Source organism: Kingella potus (assembly GCF_900451175.1).
In the GTDB taxonomy this organism is placed as follows: Bacteria; Pseudomonadota; Gammaproteobacteria; order Burkholderiales; family Neisseriaceae; genus Neisseria; species Neisseria potus.
In genome coordinates, this window is record NZ_UGJJ01000001.1 from 762,048 (window position 1) to 784,334 (window position 22,287).

21 protein-coding genes are annotated in these 22,287 nt (G+C 59.5%); 19 read left to right on the forward strand and 2 right to left on the reverse strand.

All coding sequences use genetic code 11. The features are described from left to right. The first annotated feature begins 2 nt into the window (after positions 1 to 2). From DYE40_RS03370 to DYE40_RS03390, 5 genes are all read left to right on the forward strand, one after another. The gene (locus tag DYE40_RS03370) at positions 3 to 596 is read left to right on the forward strand and encodes a phosphoheptose isomerase (protein WP_115307729.1); all 594 of its coding nucleotides are present in this window, start codon (positions 3 to 5) and stop codon (positions 594 to 596) included. A gap of 154 nt (positions 597 to 750) precedes the next feature. After that, positions 751 to 1,380 (forward strand): SMI1/KNR4 family protein, encoded by a 630-nt coding sequence (locus DYE40_RS03375; RefSeq protein WP_115307730.1) that lies wholly within the window; start codon positions 751 to 753, stop codon positions 1,378 to 1,380. Positions 1,381 to 1,546: 166 nt separating this feature from the next. Further along, the gene (locus DYE40_RS03380; RefSeq protein ID WP_115307731.1) at positions 1,547 to 2,689 is read left to right on the forward strand and encodes a THUMP domain-containing class I SAM-dependent RNA methyltransferase; all 1,143 of its coding nucleotides are present in this window, start codon (positions 1,547 to 1,549) and stop codon (positions 2,687 to 2,689) included. 150 nt (positions 2,690 to 2,839) lie between these two features. Further along, complete coding sequence (locus DYE40_RS03385; RefSeq protein ID WP_115307732.1) at positions 2,840 to 3,499, forward strand: metallophosphoesterase; 660 nt, start codon at positions 2,840 to 2,842, stop codon at positions 3,497 to 3,499. A gap of 280 nt (positions 3,500 to 3,779) precedes the next feature. Further along, complete coding sequence (locus DYE40_RS03390) at positions 3,780 to 4,517, forward strand: pseudouridine synthase (protein ID WP_115307733.1); 738 nt, start codon at positions 3,780 to 3,782, stop codon at positions 4,515 to 4,517. A 408-nt stretch (positions 4,518 to 4,925) separates the two neighbouring features. On the opposite strand, the gene DYE40_RS03395 is transcribed toward DYE40_RS03390, so the two are convergent. Beyond that, positions 4,926 to 6,392 (reverse strand): DASS family sodium-coupled anion symporter, encoded by a 1,467-nt coding sequence (locus DYE40_RS03395; protein ID WP_115307734.1) that lies wholly within the window; start codon positions 6,390 to 6,392, stop codon positions 4,926 to 4,928. A gap of 222 nt (positions 6,393 to 6,614) precedes the next feature. Between DYE40_RS03395 and DYE40_RS03400 the strand changes: the two genes are divergently transcribed. The 4 genes from DYE40_RS03400 to DYE40_RS03415 all read left to right on the forward strand — a co-directional run bounded on the left by DYE40_RS03400 (position 6,615) and on the right by DYE40_RS03415 (position 11,453). Then, positions 6,615 to 8,264 (forward strand): ArnT family glycosyltransferase, encoded by a 1,650-nt coding sequence (locus DYE40_RS03400; protein WP_115307735.1) that lies wholly within the window; start codon positions 6,615 to 6,617, stop codon positions 8,262 to 8,264. A 186-nt stretch (positions 8,265 to 8,450) separates the two neighbouring features. Beyond that, entirely contained in the window at positions 8,451 to 9,464 is a 1,014-nt protein-coding gene (gene pdxA, locus DYE40_RS03405) for a 4-hydroxythreonine-4-phosphate dehydrogenase PdxA (protein ID WP_115307736.1), read from the forward strand. Positions 9,465 to 9,582: 118 nt separating this feature from the next. Further along, a complete protein-coding gene (gene murU, locus DYE40_RS03410; RefSeq protein ID WP_115307737.1) occupies positions 9,583 to 10,275 on the forward strand; it encodes an N-acetylmuramate alpha-1-phosphate uridylyltransferase MurU in 693 nt (230 codons plus the stop codon). 218 nt (positions 10,276 to 10,493) lie between these two features. Then, on the forward strand, positions 10,494 to 11,453 hold the full coding sequence (locus DYE40_RS03415) for an Acg family FMN-binding oxidoreductase (RefSeq protein ID WP_115307738.1): 960 nt from the start codon (positions 10,494 to 10,496) through the stop codon (positions 11,451 to 11,453). Between the two features lie 501 nt (positions 11,454 to 11,954). On the opposite strand, the gene DYE40_RS03420 is transcribed toward DYE40_RS03415, so the two are convergent. Beyond that, complete coding sequence (locus DYE40_RS03420) at positions 11,955 to 13,268, reverse strand: M23 family metallopeptidase (protein ID WP_115307739.1); 1,314 nt, start codon at positions 13,266 to 13,268, stop codon at positions 11,955 to 11,957. A gap of 41 nt (positions 13,269 to 13,309) precedes the next feature. Between DYE40_RS03420 and DYE40_RS03425 the strand changes: the two genes are divergently transcribed. From DYE40_RS03425 to DYE40_RS03470, 10 genes are all read left to right on the forward strand, one after another. Next, entirely contained in the window at positions 13,310 to 14,371 is a 1,062-nt protein-coding gene (locus tag DYE40_RS03425; protein ID WP_245944054.1) for a hypothetical protein, read from the forward strand. 110 nt (positions 14,372 to 14,481) lie between these two features. Next, entirely contained in the window at positions 14,482 to 14,985 is a 504-nt protein-coding gene (locus tag DYE40_RS03430) for a phosphatidylglycerophosphatase A family protein (RefSeq protein ID WP_115307740.1), read from the forward strand. A gap of 142 nt (positions 14,986 to 15,127) precedes the next feature. Continuing rightward, positions 15,128 to 16,666 (forward strand): class I SAM-dependent methyltransferase, encoded by a 1,539-nt coding sequence (locus DYE40_RS03435; protein ID WP_115307741.1) that lies wholly within the window; start codon positions 15,128 to 15,130, stop codon positions 16,664 to 16,666. Positions 16,667 to 16,790: 124 nt separating this feature from the next. Continuing rightward, positions 16,791 to 17,030: an RNA-binding S4 domain-containing protein gene (locus tag DYE40_RS03440; protein ID WP_115307742.1), complete on the forward strand. Its 240-nt coding sequence runs from the start codon at positions 16,791 to 16,793 to the stop codon at positions 17,028 to 17,030. Further along, a complete protein-coding gene (locus tag DYE40_RS12195) occupies positions 17,008 to 17,187 on the forward strand; it encodes a hypothetical protein (RefSeq protein WP_147286567.1) in 180 nt (59 codons plus the stop codon). Before DYE40_RS03440 ends, DYE40_RS12195 begins: the two co-directional genes overlap by 23 nt. Continuing rightward, entirely contained in the window at positions 17,184 to 18,020 is an 837-nt protein-coding gene (locus DYE40_RS03445; RefSeq protein ID WP_115307743.1) for a PHP domain-containing protein, read from the forward strand. The genes DYE40_RS12195 and DYE40_RS03445 overlap by 4 nt, the downstream gene beginning before the upstream one ends. 502 nt (positions 18,021 to 18,522) lie before the next feature. Continuing rightward, complete coding sequence (locus tag DYE40_RS03455) at positions 18,523 to 19,323, forward strand: DUF3579 domain-containing protein (protein ID WP_115307745.1); 801 nt, start codon at positions 18,523 to 18,525, stop codon at positions 19,321 to 19,323. 24 nt (positions 19,324 to 19,347) lie between these two features. Continuing rightward, on the forward strand, positions 19,348 to 20,331 hold the full coding sequence (locus DYE40_RS03460) for a hypothetical protein (RefSeq protein ID WP_147286568.1): 984 nt from the start codon (positions 19,348 to 19,350) through the stop codon (positions 20,329 to 20,331). A 304-nt stretch (positions 20,332 to 20,635) separates the two neighbouring features. Next, positions 20,636 to 21,412, forward strand: a complete 777-nt coding sequence (gene map, locus DYE40_RS03465; RefSeq protein WP_115307747.1) for a type I methionyl aminopeptidase — start codon at positions 20,636 to 20,638, stop codon at positions 21,410 to 21,412. Positions 21,413 to 21,872: 460 nt separating this feature from the next. Then, complete coding sequence (locus tag DYE40_RS03470; protein WP_115307748.1) at positions 21,873 to 22,166, forward strand: helix-turn-helix domain-containing protein; 294 nt, start codon at positions 21,873 to 21,875, stop codon at positions 22,164 to 22,166. Positions 22,167 to 22,287: the final 121 nt, after the last annotated feature.

A 22,287-nucleotide genomic window follows, 5' to 3' on the forward strand; every position in this document is an offset into this window, starting at 1 on the left:
TTATGCCCACCCTTGAAGAGCGCGTCCGCGCCCATTTTGAAGAAAGCATCGCCGCCAAACGGCAGGCCGCCGAAGTGCTGGCGGAGCCTACTGCCGAAGCCGCGATGATGCTGATCGAATGCCTGATGAACGACGGCAAAATCCTTGTCTGCGGCAACGGCGGCTCGGCGGCCGACGCGCAGCATTTCGCCGCCGAACTGACCGGCCGTTTTGAAAAAGAGCGCATGGAGCTGGCCGCCCTCGCCCTCACCACCGACACTTCCGCCCTCACCGCCATCGGCAACGACTACGGCTTCGAGCATATATTCAGCAAACAGGTGCGCGCCCTCGGCCGTCCCGGCGACGTGCTGCTGGGCATTTCCACCTCGGGCAATTCCGGCAACATCATCGAAGCCGTCAAAGCCGCCCACGAGCGCGATATGCGCATCCTCGCCTTTACCGGCCGCGACGGCGGCAAAATCGCCGCCATGCTCAAAGACAGCGACATCCTGCTCAACGTCCCCCACCCGCGCACCGCCCGCATCCAGGAAAACCACATCGTCCTTATCCACGCCTTGTGCGACTGCATCGACACCATGCTGATGGAAGGCATGTAAATTGGTTCGGGCTGCCAAACCGCATGGCAGCCCGAAAGGGGATACGTTTGGGATATTGCGGGCTTGCTTTTCCCAAGCTGTCGTGCAAACAAGGCGGTGCATTTCTACAACCCGAATCGGTTTGCCCGCCCGTTCCTCCAAAAAAGGATAGCCCATGTCCGGTCTGCTCCATCCGCTCCTTGCCGCCGCCAATCCCCGCTTTACCGAATCATCCGAAGCAGGCGGCGGCGAAATCCTCCTTGCCCACCGCGCCGCCGAGCCTGCATCCGCCGAACAACTCGCCCGACTGGAACAGCAACTTGGCGGCGCAAGCCCCGAGCTGCTTGCTTTCTACCGCGCCCACAACGGCGCACGGCTCTACGCCCGCCGCAGCGACCCGCTCACAGGGCTGGTATTCGTTCCCATTGCCGAAATGGCAGAGCTGAAAAGCGACCTGGAACAATGGTTTGCCTCCGCCGACGAACTGGACGAAGACGGGCGCGGCGAATACCAAACCTGCGAAGGACAGCCTGCTGTCATCGGCACGCCCGATTGGTGGGCAGATGCCATCGTATTCGCCTATTTCGGCTACACCCCCGAAAGTCTCATCATGCCCGCCACAGGCAAATATCGCGGACAAATCTTTATCTACGAACACGACGGCGGCGACGATATTTCCCGTATTGCCTCAAGTTTTACCGCCCTGATGCAGCAAATCACCCAAGCCCCGTCCCTTTCTTCCGACGCTACTACGGAGTGGATTACTTCGACATTACCCAATATCACGCCGCATAAGGCCGTCTGAAAAACAGTTTCCCCGCTTTTCAGACGGCCTCATACGGCTCTAAAACCGCGTACACGCCGCCAACACCCGCGCCGCAAAACCATCTCCGAAGGCAGAAAGCCGCGCCGCCGCGCGTTTTGCCTTTACCGAACCACCCACGAACAGGCCGCCCCGCAGCGGAAACCCCATGACCGAACATTCCCTTTTCATTACCTGCCCGCGCGGCCTCGAAGCCGTCCTGCACACCGAACTTGCCGCCCAAGGCTGCACCAATCTGCACACCGCCGACGGCGGCGTGTCCTGCACCGGCGGCCTCGAACAAATCTACCGCGCCAACCTCCATTCCCGCACCGCCTCCCGCGTCCTCCTGCGCTTGGCGCAGGGCGCATACCGCAGCGACAACGACATCTACCGCCTCGCCCGCAGCATCCGCTGGCACGAATGGTTTTCAGACGGCCACACCGTCAAAGTGCAGACCGAAGGCCGCCGCGCCGCCGTCAAAAGCCTCGACTTCGTCAGCCTGAAAACCAAAGACGCGCTCTGCGACGCCTTCCGCGAGCGCAGCGGCCGCCGCCCCTCTGTGGACAAACAGCGTCCCGATGTCCGCATCCGCGTCTTCCTCGACGACAAAACCGCGCAAATCTTCCTCGACACCAGCGGCGAAGCCCTGTTCAAACGCGGCTACCGCCAAGATGCCGGCGAAGCCCCCCTGCGCGAAAACCTTGCCGCCGGCCTGCTGCTGCTGGCGGGCTACGACGGCACACAGCCCTTCCAAGACCCCTTCTGCGGCAGCGGCACCCTCGCCATCGAAGCCGCCTGGATTGCCGCCGCCCGTGCGCCCGGCCTGATGCGCCGCTTCGGCTTCGAGAAGCTGGCAAACTACGATTCCGCCCTGTGGGCGCGCCTCAAAGCCCAAGCCCGCGCCCAAAGCAAAGACAGGCCGTCTGAAAACATTGCCGCCAGCGACAGCAGCCGCATCATGATACGCACCGCCCAAGCCAACATCGCCGCCGCCCAGGCCGACAACTTTATCGACACCGCCGTCTGCGACGTATTGGACGCGCTGCCCAACGGCGCAAACGGCATCATGGTGTCCAACCCGCCATACGGCGTGCGCCTGTCGGAAGTGCAGGAGCTGCACGCCCTCTACCCGCAGCTCGGCAGCCGCCTCAAACAGCACTACGCGGGCTGGCGCATCGGCATGTTTACGGGCGACCGCGACATGCCCAAACTCATGCGCCTGTCCCCGCACCGCAAAATCCCCCTCTACAACGGCAAGCTCGACTGCCGCCTCTTCCTGCTCGACATGGTGGCCGGCAGCAACCGCTGACACGGCGGAAGAGGCCGTCTGAAAACGGATTGCCTTATGTTATGCAGGCTGTGCGGCGCAGCCACGCACGCCGCTTTGCTTTTTCAGACGGCCTGTGCAAACCCCGTTTTCAGGCGGCCTAGTATCCCAGCTTATCCCCGAAAGCCCGCCATGCCACAAACTTATTTCACATCCGACCTCCATTTTTCCCACAAAAACATCGCCAGATTCTGCCCCCAATTTCGCCCGTCCGCCCCATCGCCGGACGAATTGGACGAATACATGATTGCCCGCTGGAACGAAACCGTGCAGCCGCAAGACACCGTTTACAATCTCGGCGATGTTTCCTTTGCCCACGACCTCAAAAAAATAGAAGCCGTGTTGCACCGCTTAAACGGGCGGCACCACCTGATACTCGGCAACCACGATGACCTTATCAGCCGCAACCCAAAACGCTTTCTGGATACGCCCAAAGCCGATGGCAACCCCTTGCTGTCGTCCATCCGCAGCTATCAAAAAATCAAACTCCCCGAAATCAACAACACATTGATTTTATTTCACTACCCCATCAACGAATGGGACGGATGCCACAAAGGTTGGTATCATTTATACGGGCATCTGCACGACCGTGTTGCCCAACTGCAAGGGCGCGCCCTAAACGTTGGCTGGGATTTGCACGGACGCTTGCTCACCCCCCAAGACTTAGACGATTATTTGCGCGAACTTCCAATTATTCAAGGATTTAACGACTCAGCCAACATCATCAAAGGTAGCAACACCCACGATGCCGCTGCCCAAATTCGCGCCATACTCGCCCGGTTCAACCCATAAGGCAGCTCCGTTATTACGGTATGACGGCACACTCTGCGGCAAACCGATACACCCGACTGCCGAGCGCGCAGCATATGCCGCCGAAGCGGCGCACGCGTTCCCTGCCGCTTATGTTCATCCGTAAAACAGATGCCTGACAGATGCCGTTTCAGACCACAACATTTTCCGAACGAAACGGGACGCACGTACGCCGTGCGGACAAAACAGACCGTCCCTGCCGTGTGCCTCCGGCGCATCGGCGCGGGGATGACATTTCCGCAAACAAAAAAAGGAATCCCACATGAACGGACAAGAACCCGTCCGCCTTTCCAAACGCATGGCCGAACTCGGCCTCTGCTCGCGGCGCGAAGCCGATGTCTATATCGAACGCGGCTGGGTAAAAGTAAACGGCACGGCCGCCGTCCTCGGCCAGAAAGTTACCGCCGCCGACCGCATCGACCTTGCCCGCGAAGCGCACGAAACGCAGGCGCGGCGCGTTACCGTCATCCTCAACAAACCCGTAGGCTATGTCAGCGGCCAGCCCGAAAAAGGCTACCGCGCCGCAGCAGAACTCATCACGCCCGAAAACCGCTGGGAAAACGACGGCAGCCGCATTCCGTTCGACAAAAGCCACCTGCGCGGACTCGCACCCGCAGGCCGCCTCGACATCGACTCCGTCGGCCTGCTCGTCCTCACCCAAGACGGGCGTACGGCCAAACAGCTCGTCGGCGAAAACAGCGGCAGCGAAAAAGAATACCTCGTGCGCGTCAAAGGCCGTCTGAAAGAAAACGGCCTCGCCCTGCTCAACCACGGCCTGATCCTCGACGGCGAACCGCTGCGTCCGGCCAAAGTGGAATGGCAGAACACAGACCAGCTCCGCTTCGTGCTGCGCCAGGGCAAAAAACGCCAAATCCGCCGGATGTGCGAACTCGTCGGCCTCAGCGTTACCGGCCTCAAACGCATCCGCATCGGCCGCGTCAAACTCGGCGCACTGCCGCCGGGAAAATGGCGTTACCTCGCTCCCGGCGAACGCTTCTGAACCCGCGCCCGACGCCAGCACAAGCCCGACTGTTGCCAAAACACCATCGTCAAAACCGAAGTATGCAGTGGCGGCATTTCATCGAATTTTTACCGAAACAGAAGATTTTTATAGCTGCGGCGAATGCGTCAATATTTGGGCAACCTTTTACCGCACTGAGAGAAATGCCCAGCGGTGAAACACAGTTAATACTTACAGCAGAGAAAACCAACTTTCTATTAAAGAGGCCGTCTGAAAGTTTCAGACGGCCTTTATGCGGTACAACCCGTTGTGCATTGCCTTTGGCTGACACACTATATGGCAAACTTGCCGTTTGTTGCCTCTGCGTAGGGTGTGTGGCACAGCCACGCACGTGGCCTGTACGGCCTGTTCCGTTAGCGTTTTATACGGTCTGATGGCTCATATGGTTTACCAGAAGCCCAAAATTTTCCACCAGATGCCGCCGATCACGGTAAATACCAGCAGGTTTACCACGCTCATCACAAAGCCGGCCTTCCACCATTCTCCCAATGTAGTGTAGCCCGAGCCGAAAATCACGGGCGCGGTGCCGGTGGCGTAGTGGGTGAGGGTCATCATCAGGCTGGAAGCGGCGGCCATAATCAGGCCGAATGCCATCGGCGGCGCACCGAGGGCGAGACCCGCCGCATAGAATGCGGCCAGCATGGCGGTGATGTGGGCGGTGGTGCTGGCAAACATATAGTGGGCGTACATATACACCAAAAGCAGCAGCACGGACGCACCCGCCCAGCCCATGCCTGTGTGTTCGATGCCGGTTTTCAGCGCATCGGAAAACCAGGAAATCAGGCCGAGTTTGTTCAGGAAGGTGGCCATCATCACGAGGGCGGCAAACCAGGTAATCGTGTCCCACGCGCTTTTCTCTTTCAGCACATCGTCCCAAGTGAGCACGCCTGAAAGCAGCAGTAGTGAAAGGCCGATAAAGGCGGTGGTGGTGGCATCGACGGCAAACGCTTTGCCGAATATCCAAGCGGGAATGCCCGCCCACAGAATCAGCAGCAGGGCGAAAATCGCCAGCATGATTTTCTCGCCACGGTTCATTTTTCCCAGCTCGGCCAGACGGTCTTTGGCAAACTGCGCCGCATTGGGTGTGGCTTTGATTTCGGGCGGGCTGACGAAATACAGTACCAGCGGCATCAGCAGCATGGCCGCCAGTCCCGGCAGCAGCATGGCCAAAGCCCAAGTACCCCAGCTCAAATGGATGTCCGAATTGGTGGCTTTGGCGATGATGTCCACTACCAGCGGGTTGGGTGCTGTGGCGGTAATGAACATGGCCGAAGTGATCGGGTTGCTGTGGTAGTTTACTAGGGCGAGATAGCGGCCGATGCGTCCTTGTGTGCCTTTTTCCGGGTCGGAATCATAGCTTGATGCGATGGCTTTCATCACCGGATGGATAATGCCGCCGCCGCGTGCGGTGTTGCTCGGTGTTACCGGTGCGAGTATCAGCTCGGAAAGGGCGAGGCTGTAGCCGATGCCCAAGGTTTTCTTGCCGAACAGGGAAATAAAGTAATAGCCGATGCGTGCGCCCAAGCCGGTTTTCAGAATGCCGCGCGAAATCATGATGGACACGCCGATCAGCCAGATAAGCGGGCTGGCGAAACTCGATAGCGCGTCTTTGATCGCATCGGAGGGCTTGCCGCTGGTTACGCCCGTTACCGCCACCAGCATCACGGCCACCATAGACAAGGCACCGATGGGCATTGCCTTGCCGATAATCGCGGCAATCACGCCGACAAACATCGCCAGAAGATGCCACGCCTGCGGGGTTACTCCCGAGGGAACGGGGATAACAAACCAAATAAGCAGAGCCAAACCCACGGCAACCGCAGCGGGAACGGGTTTGAAACCGAGCTTGTCCATAAAAACACTCCTTTTGTTCGCGGCATCCGGCAGGCGGATGCCTGTTGGGGAAATCGGGCATGGAATACGGACAGACTATACGCCGGATAAGGCGGTTTGGTAAGTGGAAATAAGAATTAAAAGGCCGTCTGAAAACCTTGTGCGGTTTCAGACGGCCCGGCGTGCCGTGCGGGTATGTTTTTTTGTTACACTACCGCCTGATTTCCCGATACGAAGCCGCCTATGCTGACCTACACTCCGCCCGAAAGCCGCGCCGCGCCGCCTACGCATGAAAAATCCTGGATTCTGCTGCTCCTGGTTTTTGCCTGGCTGTGGCCGGGTGTGTTTTCGCACGATTTGTGGAAGCCGCACGAAATTTGGGCAAACGAGGCGGTGAAAGACGTGCTGGCGGGCGGCAATGCGCTGCTGCCGCAGGTGCAGGGGCACTATGAGGGCGGCATTTCTTTTCTGTATGTCTGGCTTGCGGCGCAGTGCCGCGTGTTGTTTTCGCCGTGGCTGGCAGACGCGTATTCGGCCATGCGTTTTGCGGGCGTGTTTTTTACCGCCGTCGGGCTTTTCTGCTGCGGCATGGCGGGCTTCCGGCTGGCGGGGCGGCATCAGGGGCGCAGCGTGGTGCTGATTCTGATTGGCTGCGCGGGGCTGATTGCCAACTCCCACCTGCTCGGCGGCGTGCCGGTGCAGTTTGCCGCGACGGGCATGTGCCTGTACGGGCTGGCCGAAGCGCGGCGGCGGGTGATTTTTGCCGCGCTGCTGACGGGTGGCGGCTGGGCTTTGCTGTCGGTGTCGGGCGGCTGGGCGGTAACGGCGGTGCTGATGTTTGCCGCCTGCCTGTCGCCGTTTTTTTCGCCGGCGTGGCGCGAGAGGCGGTTTTACGCCGCGCTTTCGGCGGCTTTCGCGCTGGGCGTGCCGCTGGTGCTGCTTTATCCGACCGCGCTTTATTTTTCCTCGCCGGCCGCTTTCGAGTGGTGGCGCGGGAATGCGGTGTTCGGCATTTTCGGCGGCACGGATGCCTGGCGGCTGTCGTTCCAGCCTGTTTATTATGTGAAAAACCTGTTGTGGTTTGCCTTTCCCGCCTGGCCGCTGGCTTTGTGGACGTGTGCCCGACGGGGTTTTCTGCGGCAGGACTGGGCCGCGCCCGCCCTGTCGTGGCTGGCGGCGGCCGGGCTGCTGCTGGCGTTTGCGCCTAAGGCGGGCACGGACAGCCTGATCTGGCTGCTGCCGCCGCTCGCCCTGCTCGGTGCGGCACGGCTCGACGGCCTGCGGCGCGGCGCGGCGGCGTTTGCCAACTGGTTCGGCATCATGATTTTCGGCGCACTCGCGGTGTTTTTGTGGACGGGCTGGCTGGCGATGAATTTCGGCTGGCCGGCGAAACTGGCGGAGCGTTCGGCTTATTTCAGCCCGTATTACACGCCCGATTTCGACATTGTGCCGATTATCGTGGCCGTGTTGTTCACGCCGCTGTGGCTGCGGGCGGTAACGCGCAAAAACGTGCGCGGACGGCAGGCGGTAACCAACTGGGCGGCGGGGATGACGCTGGTGTGGGCTTTGCTGATGACGCTGTTTCTGCCCTGGCTCGATGCGGTGAAAAGCTACCGCCCCGTGGTGGAACGCATGGAGGCTGCCGCGCCCGCCGCGCTGCATACGGGCGCGGAATGCCTATTCATCGGCGCGGACACGCCGTCGGCACGCGCTGCCTGGGGCGAATACGGCCGCCTGCCTTTTTCCGCCGCCAATCCGGCCTGCCGCTACCGCCTGATCCAAACCGGCAGCGCGGACACGCCGCCGCCCGCAGGCTACCGCACCGTCTGGCAGGGCGGTCGTCCGCGCAGCAAAACCGAGCATTTCGTTTTATTGGAAAGCATACAGCCCTAAGCGCATAAAGGCCGTCTGAAAATACGGCGGCGGCAAAGCGGGCTTCTGCATCGCTGCCGTGCTGCTGCCAACGCCTTTTGCGCACGAATATACCGCACAGGCAAAGCAAGAGGCCGTCTGAAAACGGCTTTTCCTGTTTTCAGACGGCCTTTCCCGATTCCGCCGCCACCACCACACGGACAAACCATGACACTACCCGTTATCGCCGTTACTTCCGGCGAACCTGCCGGCATCGGCCCCGACATCTGCCTAGGCCTTGCCGGCAGCCCGCTGCCCTGCCGCTCCGTCGTCCTCGGCGACCGGCATTTGCTTGCCCGCCGTGCCGCCATGCTCGGCAGGCAGGCGGCCGTCCGCGACTTCGACCCCGCCCGCCCGCCCGAAGCCGGCGCACTCGAAGTGCTGCACCTACCCCTTGCCGCCCCCTGCGAAGCAGGCCGTCTGAATCCCGCCAACGCCTCCTACGTCCTAAACCTGCTCGACACCGCCTATGCGGGCATCACGCGGGGCACATTCGCCGCCATGGTTACCGCCCCGCTGCACAAAGGCGTGATCAACGATGCGCAAAGCGGCCGCCCCGCCGCCTTTTTCAGCGGCCACACCGAATACCTCGCACAAAAAAGCGGCACGGAACACGTCGTCATGATGCTGGCCGGCGGCGGCCTGCGCGTCGCCCTAGCCACCACCCACCTGCCGCTCAAAGACGTGCCCGCCGCCCTCACCCGCGAATCCCTGTGCGCCACCGTCCGCATCCTGCATGGCGACCTGCAACGCAAATTCGGCATCGCCGCCCCGCGCATCCTTGCCGCCGGCCTCAATCCGCACGCCGGCGAAGGCGGCCATCTCGGCAGCGAAGAAAACGACACCATCATCCCCGCCCTCGAAGCCCTGCGCGCCGAAGGCATAGACGTGCGCGGCCCCTATCCTGCCGACACCCTGTTCCAGCCCTTTTTGCTGCGCGGTGCCGATGCCGTTCTCGCCATGTACCACGACCAGGGGCTGCCCGTCCTCAAATACGCCTCCTTCGGACAAGGCGTGAACATCACCCTCGGCCTTCCCTTCGTGCGCACCTCCGTCGACCACGGCACCGCCCTCGACCTTGCGGGCAGCGGCAGAGCCGACGGCGGCAGCCTGATCGAAGCCGTCAAAACCGCCGTGCAGATGGCGTGCGCCGCAGGCGGAAACACACAAAAGGCCGTCTGAAAACGAGTGCAGCGAGTTTTAGCGAAGCAAAAACGGACACAGCGAGTTTCAGCGCAGCAAAACCAGCCCTGCGGACAGAGCCGTTTCAGACGGCCTCCAACCACCGAAAGGACAAACCGTGAAAGCCATGATACTTGCCGCAGGACGCGGCGAAAGAATGCGCCCGCTCACCGACACCACGCCCAAACCCCTGTTGCAGGCGGGGCGCGAACCGCTGATCGGCTGGCATTTGCGCCGCCTCAAAGCGGCCGGCATCGAAGAAATCGTCATCAACCACGCCTGGCTCGGCAGCCTGATTGAAGAGCGGCTCGGCAACGGAGCGGCCTACGGCGTAAGCATCGCCTACTCGCCCGAAGGCGGGCAGGGTCTCGAAACCGCAGGCGGCATCGCCACCGCCCTGCCGCTGCTGGGCGGAGAGCCCTTCCTCGTCGTCAACGGCGACATTCTCGCCGACATCGATTTCTCCGCCGCCGTGCGCGGCAGCGAAGCCATGCTGGCGGACGGACTGGCGCACCTGTGGCTGGCCGCCAACCCGCCGCACCACCCCGAAGGCGATTTTTCCCTTTTTTCAGACGGCCTCGTCCGTCCCGAAGGGCAAGGCAGCATGCGGCTCACATTTGCCGGCTGCGGCCTCTACCGCCCCGAGTTGTTTTCCGCCACCCCGCCCCACCAAGCCGCCAAACTCGCCCCCCTGCTGCGGCAGGCTATGGCAAAAAACCAAGTGCGCGGCACCCGCCACCGGGGACTGTGGCTCGATGTCGGCACACCGCAGCGGCTGGAAGAAGCGCGGCGGATCGCGGCGGACTGGTAGGCGGCGCATACATCAAGGCGGCCTTTGCACCAATATGGCCTTTGCCGTTCAGCAAGATGTGCGGCTCTGCCATGCACGTGTTTTGCGCCACAGCATATTCAGACGGCCTTTGCGTTATGTCCGGAAACGCGTGCGTCGCTTTGGGGCGACACACCCTACGCGTCATGCGGATAGCGGGCGGATTTTTTATTTGGCTTTTCGTTAATAGAGGAGCACCGATGAACGCCGATTACCACTACATCATTGAACAGGCAGGCAAAGCGCCGTCCGGTCATAACAGCCAACCGTGGCGCTTTGCCGTGCGTGCGGAGGAAATCGTCCTCTATCCCGACTTGCGCCAAGCGCTGCCCATCGTTGACCCCGACAAGCGCGAACTTTTTATCAGCCTTGGCTGCGCGCTGGAAAACCTCTGCCTTGCCGCCGCCGCGCGTGGTTATCGTACGGATATTCATGAAGCGGCAGACGGCGGTATCGCCATCGCCTTGGAAAAAAGTGCCGACATCGCGCCTGCACCGCTGGCCGCCTATATCGAGTGTAGCCAGACCAACCGCAGCGCCTACGACGGCCGCGCCATCCCCGCCGACACCCTGCAAGCCATCCTCACCGCCTGCAAACAAGAAGACGGGCTGCGCCTGCAAGCCTTCCCCGTCGGCAGCGCGGAAAGCGCGCAACTCTGCGAACAGATTATGGCGGGCAACCGTGTGCAAATGGCCGACCCCGCTTTCAAAGCCGAACTGCTTTCCTGGCTGCGCTTCAACGCCAAGCAAGTGCAGGCGACGCGCAGCGGCATCAGCTACGCGGTTATCGGCGCACCGGCGCTGCCCGCGTGGTTGTCGCGCCCCATCGTGCGTAGCATGCTCAACGACAAACGGCAAAACCGCCTCGATAGCGCCAATATTGCCTCCTCCTCGCATCTTGTTCTGCTCGACAGCCGCGCCGATGACCGCGCCACTTGGCTGCGTTGCGGCCGCCTGCTGCAACGGCTGCTGTTGCAACTCACCGAAGCGGGCATCGCCCATGCCTTCCTCAACCAGCCCTGCGAAATAGCGGCACTGCGCCAACGCCTGCAAACCGAACCCTATCTGGCGGGCGGCTACCCGCAAATCCTGCTGCGTATCGGCTACGGCAAGCCCATGCCCTACGCGCCGCGCAAAACGGTGGAAGAGATTTGCGCATAAGCCACGCTGACACCATGAAAATCCCGCACGACCAATAGGCCGTCTGAAAATCCAAACCTTGTTTTTCAGACGGCCTCCGTCGTTTAAAAAAATCTGCGCTGCCGGTAGGGTGTGTCGCGTAGCGACGCACGCGTTCTTTATTTTACAAGCAGCCTTTCCGACCAAACCGCAAATCCGCGTACGTCGCCTTTGGGCGACACACCCTACGCGGGGGTTGGCAGGACAAACTAAAAGGCCGTCTGAAACCGCTGAAACCGCTGCGAATCTGCTCCCTCCCTGCGTCTGCGCGTGGGAGGGAATCAAGTGTTTGGGCAGAAACACGGCAATGATGCGGCCTGACCCTCCCCCGTAAACGGGGAGGGAATCAAGCTGCCGCCCGTTTTCCCAGCCGCCCGCCGCCCCAACCCTCCACCGCAGGCGGGAGAAGGAACAGAGGCCGTCTGAAAACCTGTTTTGCAAGGTTTTCAGACGGCCTCAAACCGTATCTGCCGTTTAGAAAATTTAGAAAATCTGTGCTGCCGTAACGGGCAGGCCGGCCACGGCTTCCATGATGTCTTCGGTGTGCTGCCGCTGGCGCAGGAAGCGGCCCATGCTGATTTTTTCCATTTTCGGCGTGGGCAGGGCGACGGTGGCGGGATTGACGTGCTGGCCGTTGATACGGGCTTCGTAGTGCAGGTGCGGGCCGGTGGAGCGGCCGGAGGTGCCGACAAAACCGATGACTTCGCCCGCGCGCACGCGGCCTGCGGCGGGGGAAAACGCGCTGAGGTGGCCGTAGATGGTTTCCACGCCGCCGCCGTGCTCCATGACGACGGTGTGGCCGTAGCCGCCTTTCCAGCCTTTGAAGGAGATGGTGCCGTCGGCAGGGGCGTAAACGGGTGTGCCGGTCGGGGCGGCGTAGTCGATGCCGGTGTGCATTTTGACGGTGTGCAGGATGGGGTGGACGCGGATGCCGTAGGGCGAGGAGACGCGGGTGTAGTTTTGCAGCGGCATATAGACGAAGCTGCCGTTGGCGTTTTCGGATTTGAGCGGCTCGCCTTCGTAGTTGTAGTAGCCGCCCGTGCCGTCGCCTTTGTCGTAATAGTAGGCGCGCCAGGTTTTGCCGCTTCTGACGATTTCCGCGCCGAGGATGTCGCCGCTGCCCATTTCCTGGCCTCGGAAATACATGGTGTCGTAAAACAGGCGGATTTGGTCGCCTTCTTTCAGGCTGTCCACGTCAAACTGTTCGCGGAAGATGTCGCGCAGCAGTTCGCGCAGCTCCACGCCCACGCCGGCCTGTGCCAGCGAGCCTTTGGCGGAGGTGCGCACGACGACGGACACCAGTGTCGGCAGGGTCTTCATTTCGATTTCGGAGGCGGATGCCTGCCATTTCCCTTTGACCCTGCCCAGGGCGATGAGGTTTTTTTCGCCGTTGTCGTCGTCGTTGAAAAACTGGATGGCGGCGGGGCCGCCGCTGCCGTCCATCAGCACGCTGACGGTCTGACCCGGGTGCAGGCGCAGCAGTTTTTTGTCTGCGCCGTCTTTGCCCAGGGCGTTGGCGATGTCGGTGTCGGAGAGGCCGTAGCGTTTGAGCATCGATTCGAGGGTGTCGCCTTCGTGTACGGCTTCTTCCAGCCAGTAGCTGCTTTTGCTTTCCGCCGCAGAGGCCGTCTGAAAAGGCGGCATTTCCTGCACGACGGTGCGGCTTTGCGGCACGACTTCCTGCGGCGCGGTAAGGGCGTACCAGGCGGCCGTGCCGAGGAGCAGAGCCGCAAGACCTGCCGATATGCGGCGGGCGTTTTTATGCCGCCAAAGGCGGCGGGGTAAATCTTTGTCCATCTCTTTCCTGTGCCGTATGGGCAAACGGATTTATCAACTATTTGAAATTTAATATTTTTTATTTGAAAATCAGCGGCAAAGTATACCACAGGCCGTTTTCCTCCGTCCGATGCGGCGGGCAAAAGCGCGTAAAATGCCGCTTTTTGCCGACTGCCTGCGCCATGAATCTGACTTTCGCCGTTTCCCTGCCCGAGTGGCCGTCCGAACATCTGTCTGCCGCACCTGCCCTTGCCGCCATGCTGCGTTTCGGACGTTTTGCCGCCGCGCCTGCCTCTTCCGCCGCGTTTTACGCCCGCACTTTGTGGCGCGGCAGCCTGTGCCGCCTGCTTGCCGCCGAAGCCGGTTTGCCGGACGGGACACCCTGCGTGCTTGCCGCGCCCGTCAGCCAGCAGATGGGTATGAACCAGGCGCATCAGGCTTGCGGGCGTACGCTCGGTATCACGCCGGACGAGGCTGCCGCCTGGTGCGCGGGGCTGACGGAATTTTTTGCCGATGCGGGCTGGCGTTTCCATCCCTGCCGCCCGGATTTGTGGCTGCTCTCCCTGCCGCAGCAGCCCGGCTGGCAGGACGTTCCATCGGTGTGGGCGGCCGACGGGCAGGCCGACGGCATGGAACGCGCCGAAGGTCTTGCGCCGCCGGACTGGCTGGCCGCGCAGACCGAAATCCAAATGTGGCTGCACACCCATCCGCTCAATGCCGCCCGCGCCGTGCCGGTAAACGGCGTGTGGCTGTGGCAGGACTCTGTGGGCACGTCGCCGTTTGATTTTACTGCCGCCGATCGCTCCTGCGCCTTTCTGCCCGACGGCCGCGCCGCTTTCGCCGTGCCGCCCGACTGGGATGCGCTGCAAAGCCTGTTTGCCGCACAGCCGCAGCCTGTTTCCGACGGCCTGGTTTTTCTCGAAGGCTCTGCCGCAGCCGAATCCGGCCGCAGCCTGCCGGAAGATTGGGACAGGCGTTTCTTTGCCCCCGCTCTGGACGCGCTGCACGGAGGCCGTCTGAAAAAGCTGGTGTTGGCAGCGGGCGGTGCAGACGGCGGCAGCTTCGTCCTCACGCCGTACAGCCGTTTCGCCTTTTGGCGGCGGCGCAGGGCCCGGCCTGCGTGAAATGCGCCGAATCGGTTTAAGCGCATGGCGGGAAACGCTATAATGCGGCCTGCATCCCGCCGCCGCCCGCAGGCGGGGATTTCAAACCACTGTTACGGAAGGAACATCGTATGTCGCAAACACAAAACCCCATCACGCCCACATGGGAATGGATGACCCGCCGCCCCGTGCGGCTGCTCGGCTTGGGCTTCGGCGCGGGCCTGGCAAAAAGCGCGCCCGGCACCATCGGTTCGCTGCCTGCCGTGTTCGTTGCCGGCCTGCTGTACGGTATGGGCATCAGCCATATCGGCCTGCTGATACTTTCGTTTGTTCTGTTTGCCGCCGGCATTGTCATTTGCAGCGTTGTCAGCGAGGAGCTGGGCAGGGAAGACTACAAGGGGATTGTGTGGGACGAGTTTACCGCCATGCTGATGGTGTTTGCCTGCATTCCGCAGGGCTTCGGCTGGTGGATAATCGGATTTTTGGTGTTCCGTTTCTTCGACATCGCCAAACCCCAGCCTGTGAAATGGGCGGATGCCAAAGTGAAGGGCGGCTTGGGTGTGATGCTCGACGATGCCGTTGCCGCCGCCTGCACCGTGGTCGTTGTCCAGCTTCTGTACTGGATTGTCGGCTGATTCGGCTTCGGAGGCCGTCTGAAAACCGTTTTTCAGACGGCCTCTGCGGTTTTGCTGCGGCACAAGCCCGCAGCAAAACTTTGTCCTGCGTCTGCTGCCTGTTACGCTTAAATTGTTACTCTTAAAATCAAAGGAATAAAAAATGTCCAACTGGTCGGAAGGTTATGTAAACGACATCAACTACACTTACGGTTATTACAGCGAGCTCAATCCCAATAATCTGGTTATGCCGTTTTTAATGGCGGGGCTGGAGCCGCCGCAAGTGGCCAATGCCTGCGAATTGGGCTTCGGCCAGGGCGTGTCGGTCAACATCCATGCCGCCGCCGGGCCGGCCCGCTGGTTTGCCACCGATTTCAATCCCGCGCAGGCGGCGTTTGCCGAAAGCCTGTCGCGTACCGCCGGCACCGACGACGGCAAAATCAATCTTTCCGAACAAGGCTTCAGCGAGTTTTGCGCCCGCGACGATCTGCCCCAGTTCGACTATATCGGCCTGCACGGCATCTGGTCGTGGATTTCCGACGACAACCGCCGCATCATTACCGATTTTCTGCGCCGCAAGCTGAAAGTCGGCGGCGTGCTGTATATCAGCTACAACACGCTGCCCGGCTGGTCGGCGCACGCGCCCATACGCCACCTGCTGCTGGAACACGAAAAAAATCTGGCATCGGGCGGACAGAGCCGCCATCAGAATATCGCCCAGTCTTTGGAGTTTGGCGAAAATGTTTTCAAATACAGCCCCAAGCTGACCGAAACCGCGCCGTTTATCCAGCAGCGTTTCCAGAGTTTGAAAGACTACGACTCCAATTACATCGCCCACGAATATCTCAACCAAGACTGGCATCCGATGTATTTTTCGCAAATCGCGCAATGGCTCTCCGATGCCAAACTCAGCTACGCCTGCTCGACGCACTATTTGGAAGACTTTGCCGACTGCCTGTTCGACAGCGAACAGCAGGCGTTTTTCAACGGCATCAGCCGGCCGGATTTCGCCCAAACCGTCAAAGACTATATGCTCAACCGCCAGTTCCGCCGCGATTACTGGGTGAAAGGCCCGCTGCCTTTGAATGCCGTGCGGCTGAAAGAATCCCGGGACAAGCTGCGCGTGATGCTGCTGACGGATCCCGAACATTTCAGCCCCACCCTTACCTACATACACAGCACCGACCTGCGCGAAGACCTCTACCGTCCGGTGTTGGACTATCTGAAAGACCGTAAAATCCACAGCGTGGCCGACATCGAACGTGGTTTGGCAGGCAAAATGGATACCTCGCCGCTGTTTGCCGTGTTGGCACTGATGGCGGCCAAAGGCGACATCGTGCTGTGCCAGAGCGAAGAGGAAATCAAGCGGCGGCGTGCCTGCTGCCGGCGGTTCAACTTGGATGTTTTGAACCAGGGGGCGCAGGGCAGGGTAAACTATCTGGCCAGCCCGGTCAGCGGCGGCGGCTTCGGCACGAACAATATCGAAAAGCTGTTTATGCTGGCGCACCACCAAAAAACCGATTCCGGCAAATGGGCGCAGTTTGCTTGGGAAAACCTGCAAAAAGCCGGCCTGAAAGTGCTGAAAGACGGCGTTACGCTGGAAAGCGATGCCGACAATCTGGCGGAAATCGAACGCCAGGCGGAGGAGTTTAAAGCACGCCGCCTGCCCATGTTCCAGCAGCTGCAATGTCTGGACGCATGATGCGGCAGGCCGTCTGAAACGGATTGGAAAGTATCTGCGGCGTTGCAGCACCCGGTGGTGCCGCTGCGCCGCATTTTTTTCAGACGGCCTGTTCCACCCGTCAGCCGAAACGAGGAAATTTCATATGCAGGCAACAGTTTATCTCGAAGATCAGGAATACATCGCCCTGTGCGACCTTTTGAAGCTCGCCGGCCTTGCCGAGAGCGGCGGGCAGGCCAAAGCCCTGATTGCTGCAGGCGCGGTGCGCCGTAACGGCGGGGCGGAAACCCGCAAAACAGCGAAAATACGCGGCGGCGACATCATCGAACTGGACGGCGCAAGATTGGAAATAGCGGATGGATATGACCCCGATGCCGCCGCATGACGACAGGCCGTCTGAAAAACCGCTGTCCGAGCCCGTACCGCCCGAAGACTGGGAATGCTGCGGCAGCGAATGCGGCGATGCCTGCACGTTTGCCATCTACCGCCGCGAAAAAGCCGCCTATGAAGCGCAGCTCAAGCGGCAGGAAGAACAGAAATGATAGATCTGCACTGCCATTCCACCGTGTCCGACGGCCGTCTGAATCCCGACGAAGTAGTGCGGCTGGCACACCAAAACGGCTGCACCATGCTCGCGCTTACCGACCACGACCACACCGGCGGCCTTGCCCAAGCCCGCGCCGAAGCGGCAAAACTCGGCCTGCGCTTTATCAGCGGCGTGGAAATTTCGGTAACGTGGCGCGGCCGCACGATACACGTTGTCGGACTGGATTTCGATGAACACAACGAACCGCTGCAAAACCTGCTGGCCGAAGTGAGGAAAGGCCGTCTGAAAAGGCTGGAAGCCATCGCCGCCAAGCTGGAAAGCAAAGGCATTGCGGGCGCGTACGAAGGCGCGCTTGCGCTGGCGGCAAACAAAGAAATGGCCTCCCGCACCCATCTGGCCGAATTTCTCATCGGCGGCGGCCATGTCCGCAACAAGCAGCAGGCCTTTACCAAATATTTGGGCGACGGCAAATCCTGTGCCGTGCCGCACCGCTGGACGACGCTTGCCGACTGTGTAAACGCAGTCAATGGCGCAGGCGGCCTGGCCGTTATCGCCCACCCGATGCGCTACGGTTTTTCCGCCACCGCCAAACGCAATCTGTTTGAAGAATTCAAATCGCTGGGCGGCGCGGGCATCGAAGTACACAGCGGAAGCTGCCAACCCAACGACCGCCGCAACTATGCGCAGCTTGCCGAACGCTACGGCCTGCTTGCGAGCGCGGGCAGCGATTTCCACCGCCCGAACGATTTTTCCGGCGGCATCTTGGGCGCGTGTCCCGAACTGCCGGAAAACTGCCGTCCCGTTTGGGAATATTTCAAGGCCGTCTGAAACAGGCCGTCTGAAAACCGCGTATCTGCCTAAGGCCGTATATGCAGCCCGGCCTGTTTGCGTTTTTGGCGATAAACCGGTGCAAAGGCAGGGCAGCCAAAATGCCGCCCCAAGAGCCGAATCAAACGGAGCGCAGGGCGCGTTTGGGAGGAAAAGACCGGTTTCCCGCCGTCCTCTCCCGTTTGTCCGGCCAGTTTTTTAGCACGGCCAATGTTTTTTCCGCATCCCGATTTTTCTTCCCTTACCGTTTTCTTTCCGCCTTTCCCGCCCGTTTCGATAGGCCGGCATCAGCCATGAACAAACCGGACTTTGGCCGTAACGGCACTTGCCGCGCCCAAGCGGAACACCTTTGCCTTTTGTGCCGGCTTCTGCCCGCGGATTCGTCTGCGGACAAGGTTTGCCGCCTCGCGAAACACGGCAGGCTTTTTCAGACGGCCTCCAATGCAGCCCGCATCCGCCTGCGCTATAATTCCCGCTTCAAATCATAAGGAAAGAGGCAGAAATGAACTCCATCAATCCAGACGAAATCGTCATTTACGGCACCACGGGCAACGGCAAAACCTTCCGTCCGAGCGACTGGGCGGAGCGGCTGTGCGGCATCCTCTCCTCCTTCGACAAAGACCACCGGCTTTCCTACCACCAATGGGTCCGCCCGCTTTTGGTCGGAAAAATCCGCAGCGTTGCCGTCGGCAGACAGCTCGAAACCATCAATCCGCCCATGTTCCGCTTCCTGATGGACTTTGCCGCCGACAACGATTTGCGCGTCCTCGATGCCGACGCTCTGGCCGCGCTCGATCAGCCGCCTGCGCCGCCACAGCCGGCAACCCCGCCTGCCGAACCGCAGGCCGCACCCGCCGCAGAGCCGCAGTTTGCCGTGCGCGAAATCGCCGCCGCCGATACCGCCGCCGCCTTTGCCGCCCTTTCCTCCCTGCATCCCGAGCTGGGCGACGCACGGGGCTTTGCCGAACAGGTCGATACCGCGCTGCGTCCCTGCGGCTACCGCCTGTTTGGCGTGTTTGAAGAAGGAAAAAGCAATGCCGCCGCCGTCTGCGGCCTGCGCACCGTTGCCGCTCTGGGCAGAGGCAGGCGCATCGTGATCGAAGACCTAGCCACCGTGCCGAAGATGCGCCGCAAAGGCTGCGCCGCCCTGCTGCTGCAAACCGTGGCGCAACTTGCCGCCGCCGAAAACGCCGCCGTTTGCGCCGATCTGCCCGCCGCCGCCCCCGCCGAAGTGCAAAGGCTGTTTTCCCGCCACGGTTTTGCCGTTACCGCCCTGCATTTTTCCCGCCCGGCCGAGTCTTGAACATAATGAAGTTTAAGGAAAAACATGAGAATTTTATTGGCGCTTTCAGTTTTGGCGGCCGTAAACGCCTATGCCGTGCCGCTTCCGGGCATCATGCCCGAGCCGACGAGCGATTGGGAAAAATTGAATTTGAAAGGCAAGGTTAAAACATTCAAATCGGTCAAGCGTCATTTTGAAGAGTGCAACGATAAAATCACGCAAACCGATACGCAGATTTACAAATTCACGCCGCTCGGCAGGCTTGCATGGTACCAACGCCACGAATACGACGCGCAACTGACCGATTTTGCCGCTTATGAATTTGACAAACAAAACAGAATGGTACACAGCACGGACAAAACGGGCGCATACAGCTACACTTATGCAAAAGATAAGGACGGCAACACGGTTGTAACCAAAAAATCAGATAAGTTTTTGGGCAAAAAGACCAAAATCGTCTACGATGCAAACGGTGTCCTGACCGACAAAAACGCCGCAAACGTAACGATAGTGGAAAAAATGTTTGCAAGAAGCGAATTTCCGCTGACCCGTTCGACTACCTATGACGAAAGCGGGCGCGTAATCGGCTCGCGTGCAACCAGCGGCAGCGTGAAAATCGGCAATAAAGAATACGAATATGACGGACACGGCAATTTGCTGTCGATATATGATCATGACAGGGGCAATTACCCTTTAATCGTGCAATACGAATACGACAAAAACGGCGTAATGCGTAAGAAAACCATGCGCTCGTATTTTCTGACTTTTTACCGCGAATACGACCAACGCGGCTTTGAAACGTTTTTACAAAGATGGTGGGATGGCGATAAAAGCCGCGCCAAGCCGATGCTGGATTATCAGATCCGCACTTATAACCAATTTGACACGCAGGGCAATCTGCAAAGCGCGAAAAGCATCCGTGAAGATGACGGACACGAACGCACCACAGGCCGGGCGGGCTTTGATAAAAACTTCAAATGCGCGAATAAAGTTGTTGCAAGCATTCAAAACGAGTATATTTATTATTGAAACAGGGCGGTTTGCCCATAGCCGCAACTCTTCTGTTCAGGACAGTCAAGACGGCAAAACAGCCCCGCTGCAAATGGGGCTTTTTTGCTGCCTGTCTGCGCACCTGTCCTATACAACAAAGGGCGGCCTGCAAGATTTCAGTCCGCCTTGTGTTGTGAAACACCCATGAAAACGTGCCGTTTGCGGCGCATACGGCCTGTGTTTTCCGCAGCTGCAAATCTTCCCTTTTCAGACGGCCTCAAAGCAGCCCTCTGCCGTTCGCGCTATAATCGCAGCCGTTTTTATTACTCATCGGCAAAACGCTATGGCAGTCATCATCCACACCCCCGAAGAAATCGAAAAAATGCGCGAACTGGGCCGCCTGGCCGCCGAAGCCCTCGACTATATCGGACAATTCGTCAAACCCGGCGTTACCACCAACGAAATCGACCGCAAAATCTACGACTACCACGTCAATGTACAGGGCGGCTATCCCGCACCGCTCAACTACGGCGACCCGCCATATCCCAAATCGTGCTGCACCTCGGTCAATCACGTCATCTGCCACGGTATTCCCAACGAAAAACCCCTGAAAAACGGCGACATCGTCAATATTGACGTAACCATCAAAAAAGACGGTTTCCACGGCGATTCCAGCCGTATGTATGCCGTGGGCAGCATCTCGCCGGTTGCCCAACGCCTGATCGACGTAACCCACGAAGCGATGATGGCAGGCATCGGCGAAGTCAGACCCGGTGCCACACTCGGCGATGTCGGCCATGCCTGCCAGCAGGTGGCCGAAAATGCCGGCTATTCGGTGGTGCAGGAATTTTGCGGCCACGGCATCGGCCGCGCCTTCCATTGCGAGCCGCAGGTGCTGCATTACGGACAAAGAGGGCAGGGGCTGCGGCTCGAACCCGGCATGATTTTTACCATCGAGCCGATGATTAACCAGGGCAAACGCCATTTGCGCGTTCTGAATGACGGCTGGACGGTGGTTACCAAAGACCGCAGCCTTTCCGCCCAGTGGGAGCATGAAGTGCTGGTTACGGAAACAGGATATGAGATCCTTACCGTCAGCCCGGCTACAGGCAGACCTTAGCAAGGTATGGAAAGCAACTCCGTGCAAAAGATCCGAAAAGAAAGCATCTGCTGTTAAATTGCGTTAACCTGCTTGCTCGTTCCATCTTAATAACGCTGGGTAATTACTCGGCGTTATTAGTTTATGCAATCGCATCTTGTACCATTTGTTTTAAAAAAAAACCTTTTGTTTTTATGAAAGTTACTTTATACTACATGGCAAGTTTGGTTTGTTTGAGAAAAAATATGTTTTCCCAATTTAATTTTTGTGCTTGGGGAAAGCTGAAAGCACGGTTTTGGTTGCCGCTTTCCCAAAGTTTTCAATTTTAAGTAAGTTGCTGAAAACAGGTATTTAAATCTGAATATCCCGTCCCTATAATTCCCACATGTGCAATAGGTGCGCCGCTTCTTTCTGCGGCTTTTCAGGTGGCTCGGAACATCCGAACTAGAAAAATTCATTTGATTTGTTAAGGAAGTTAAGAATGTCTACATTTCCACAATTATCCAATATACGAGAAATACGTAAGAAACTGGGGCTGAACCAAAGCGAGTTTTGGAGCAAAATCGGGGTAACCCAATCCGGAGGCTCGCGTTACGAATCCGGCCGCAATATGCCCAAGCCTGTGCGCGAGCTGCTGCGCTTGGTGCATATCGAGCAGATGGATTTGGAAAAAATCAACGGCAGGGATTACCGCCTGCTCAAGCTGTTGAAAGAGCAGGAGGCCGATACCTACCACCGTCTGCTCAAACAGATCGAAAACAGCGACAATCCCTGATACGGTACAGCCCGTTCCCGTTTTCCGCCGGTTAAGCCGCTCCCGAATGCCCGTTCGGGAGCGGCTTTTTTCAGACGGCCTTTGCGCTATAATCGGCTGCTTTTATTCCTTTATATAAAGT

Bases quoted from the DNA above. Each gene is read 5' to 3' on its own strand.
- DYE40_RS03370 (WP_115307729.1), top strand. From the start codon at position 3: ATGCCCACCCTTGAAGAGCGCGTCCGCGCCCATTTTGAAGAAAGCATC.
- DYE40_RS03375 (WP_115307730.1), top strand. From the start codon at position 751: ATGTCCGGTCTGCTCCATCCGCTCCTTGCCGCCGCCAATCCCCGCTTT.
- DYE40_RS03380 (WP_115307731.1), top strand. From the start codon at position 1,547: ATGACCGAACATTCCCTTTTCATTACCTGCCCGCGCGGCCTCGAAGCC.
- DYE40_RS03385 (WP_115307732.1), top strand. From the start codon at position 2,840: ATGCCACAAACTTATTTCACATCCGACCTCCATTTTTCCCACAAAAAC.
- DYE40_RS03390 (WP_115307733.1), top strand. From the start codon at position 3,780: ATGAACGGACAAGAACCCGTCCGCCTTTCCAAACGCATGGCCGAACTC.
- DYE40_RS03395 (WP_115307734.1), bottom strand. From the start codon at position 6,392: ATGGACAAGCTCGGTTTCAAACCCGTTCCCGCTGCGGTTGCCGTGGGT.
- DYE40_RS03400 (WP_115307735.1), top strand. From the start codon at position 6,615: ATGCTGACCTACACTCCGCCCGAAAGCCGCGCCGCGCCGCCTACGCAT.
- pdxA (WP_115307736.1), top strand. From the start codon at position 8,451: ATGACACTACCCGTTATCGCCGTTACTTCCGGCGAACCTGCCGGCATC.
- DYE40_RS03415 (WP_115307738.1), top strand. From the start codon at position 10,494: ATGAACGCCGATTACCACTACATCATTGAACAGGCAGGCAAAGCGCCG.
- DYE40_RS03420 (WP_115307739.1), bottom strand. From the start codon at position 13,268: ATGGACAAAGATTTACCCCGCCGCCTTTGGCGGCATAAAAACGCCCGC.
- DYE40_RS03430 (WP_115307740.1), top strand. From the start codon at position 14,482: ATGTCGCAAACACAAAACCCCATCACGCCCACATGGGAATGGATGACC.
- DYE40_RS03435 (WP_115307741.1), top strand. From the start codon at position 15,128: ATGTCCAACTGGTCGGAAGGTTATGTAAACGACATCAACTACACTTAC.
- DYE40_RS03440 (WP_115307742.1), top strand. From the start codon at position 16,791: ATGCAGGCAACAGTTTATCTCGAAGATCAGGAATACATCGCCCTGTGC.
- DYE40_RS12195 (WP_147286567.1), top strand. From the start codon at position 17,008: ATGACCCCGATGCCGCCGCATGACGACAGGCCGTCTGAAAAACCGCTG.
- DYE40_RS03445 (WP_115307743.1), top strand. From the start codon at position 17,184: ATGATAGATCTGCACTGCCATTCCACCGTGTCCGACGGCCGTCTGAAT.
- DYE40_RS03455 (WP_115307745.1), top strand. From the start codon at position 18,523: ATGAACTCCATCAATCCAGACGAAATCGTCATTTACGGCACCACGGGC.
- DYE40_RS03460 (WP_147286568.1), top strand. From the start codon at position 19,348: ATGAGAATTTTATTGGCGCTTTCAGTTTTGGCGGCCGTAAACGCCTAT.
- map (WP_115307747.1), top strand. From the start codon at position 20,636: ATGGCAGTCATCATCCACACCCCCGAAGAAATCGAAAAAATGCGCGAA.
- DYE40_RS03470 (WP_115307748.1), top strand. From the start codon at position 21,873: ATGTCTACATTTCCACAATTATCCAATATACGAGAAATACGTAAGAAA.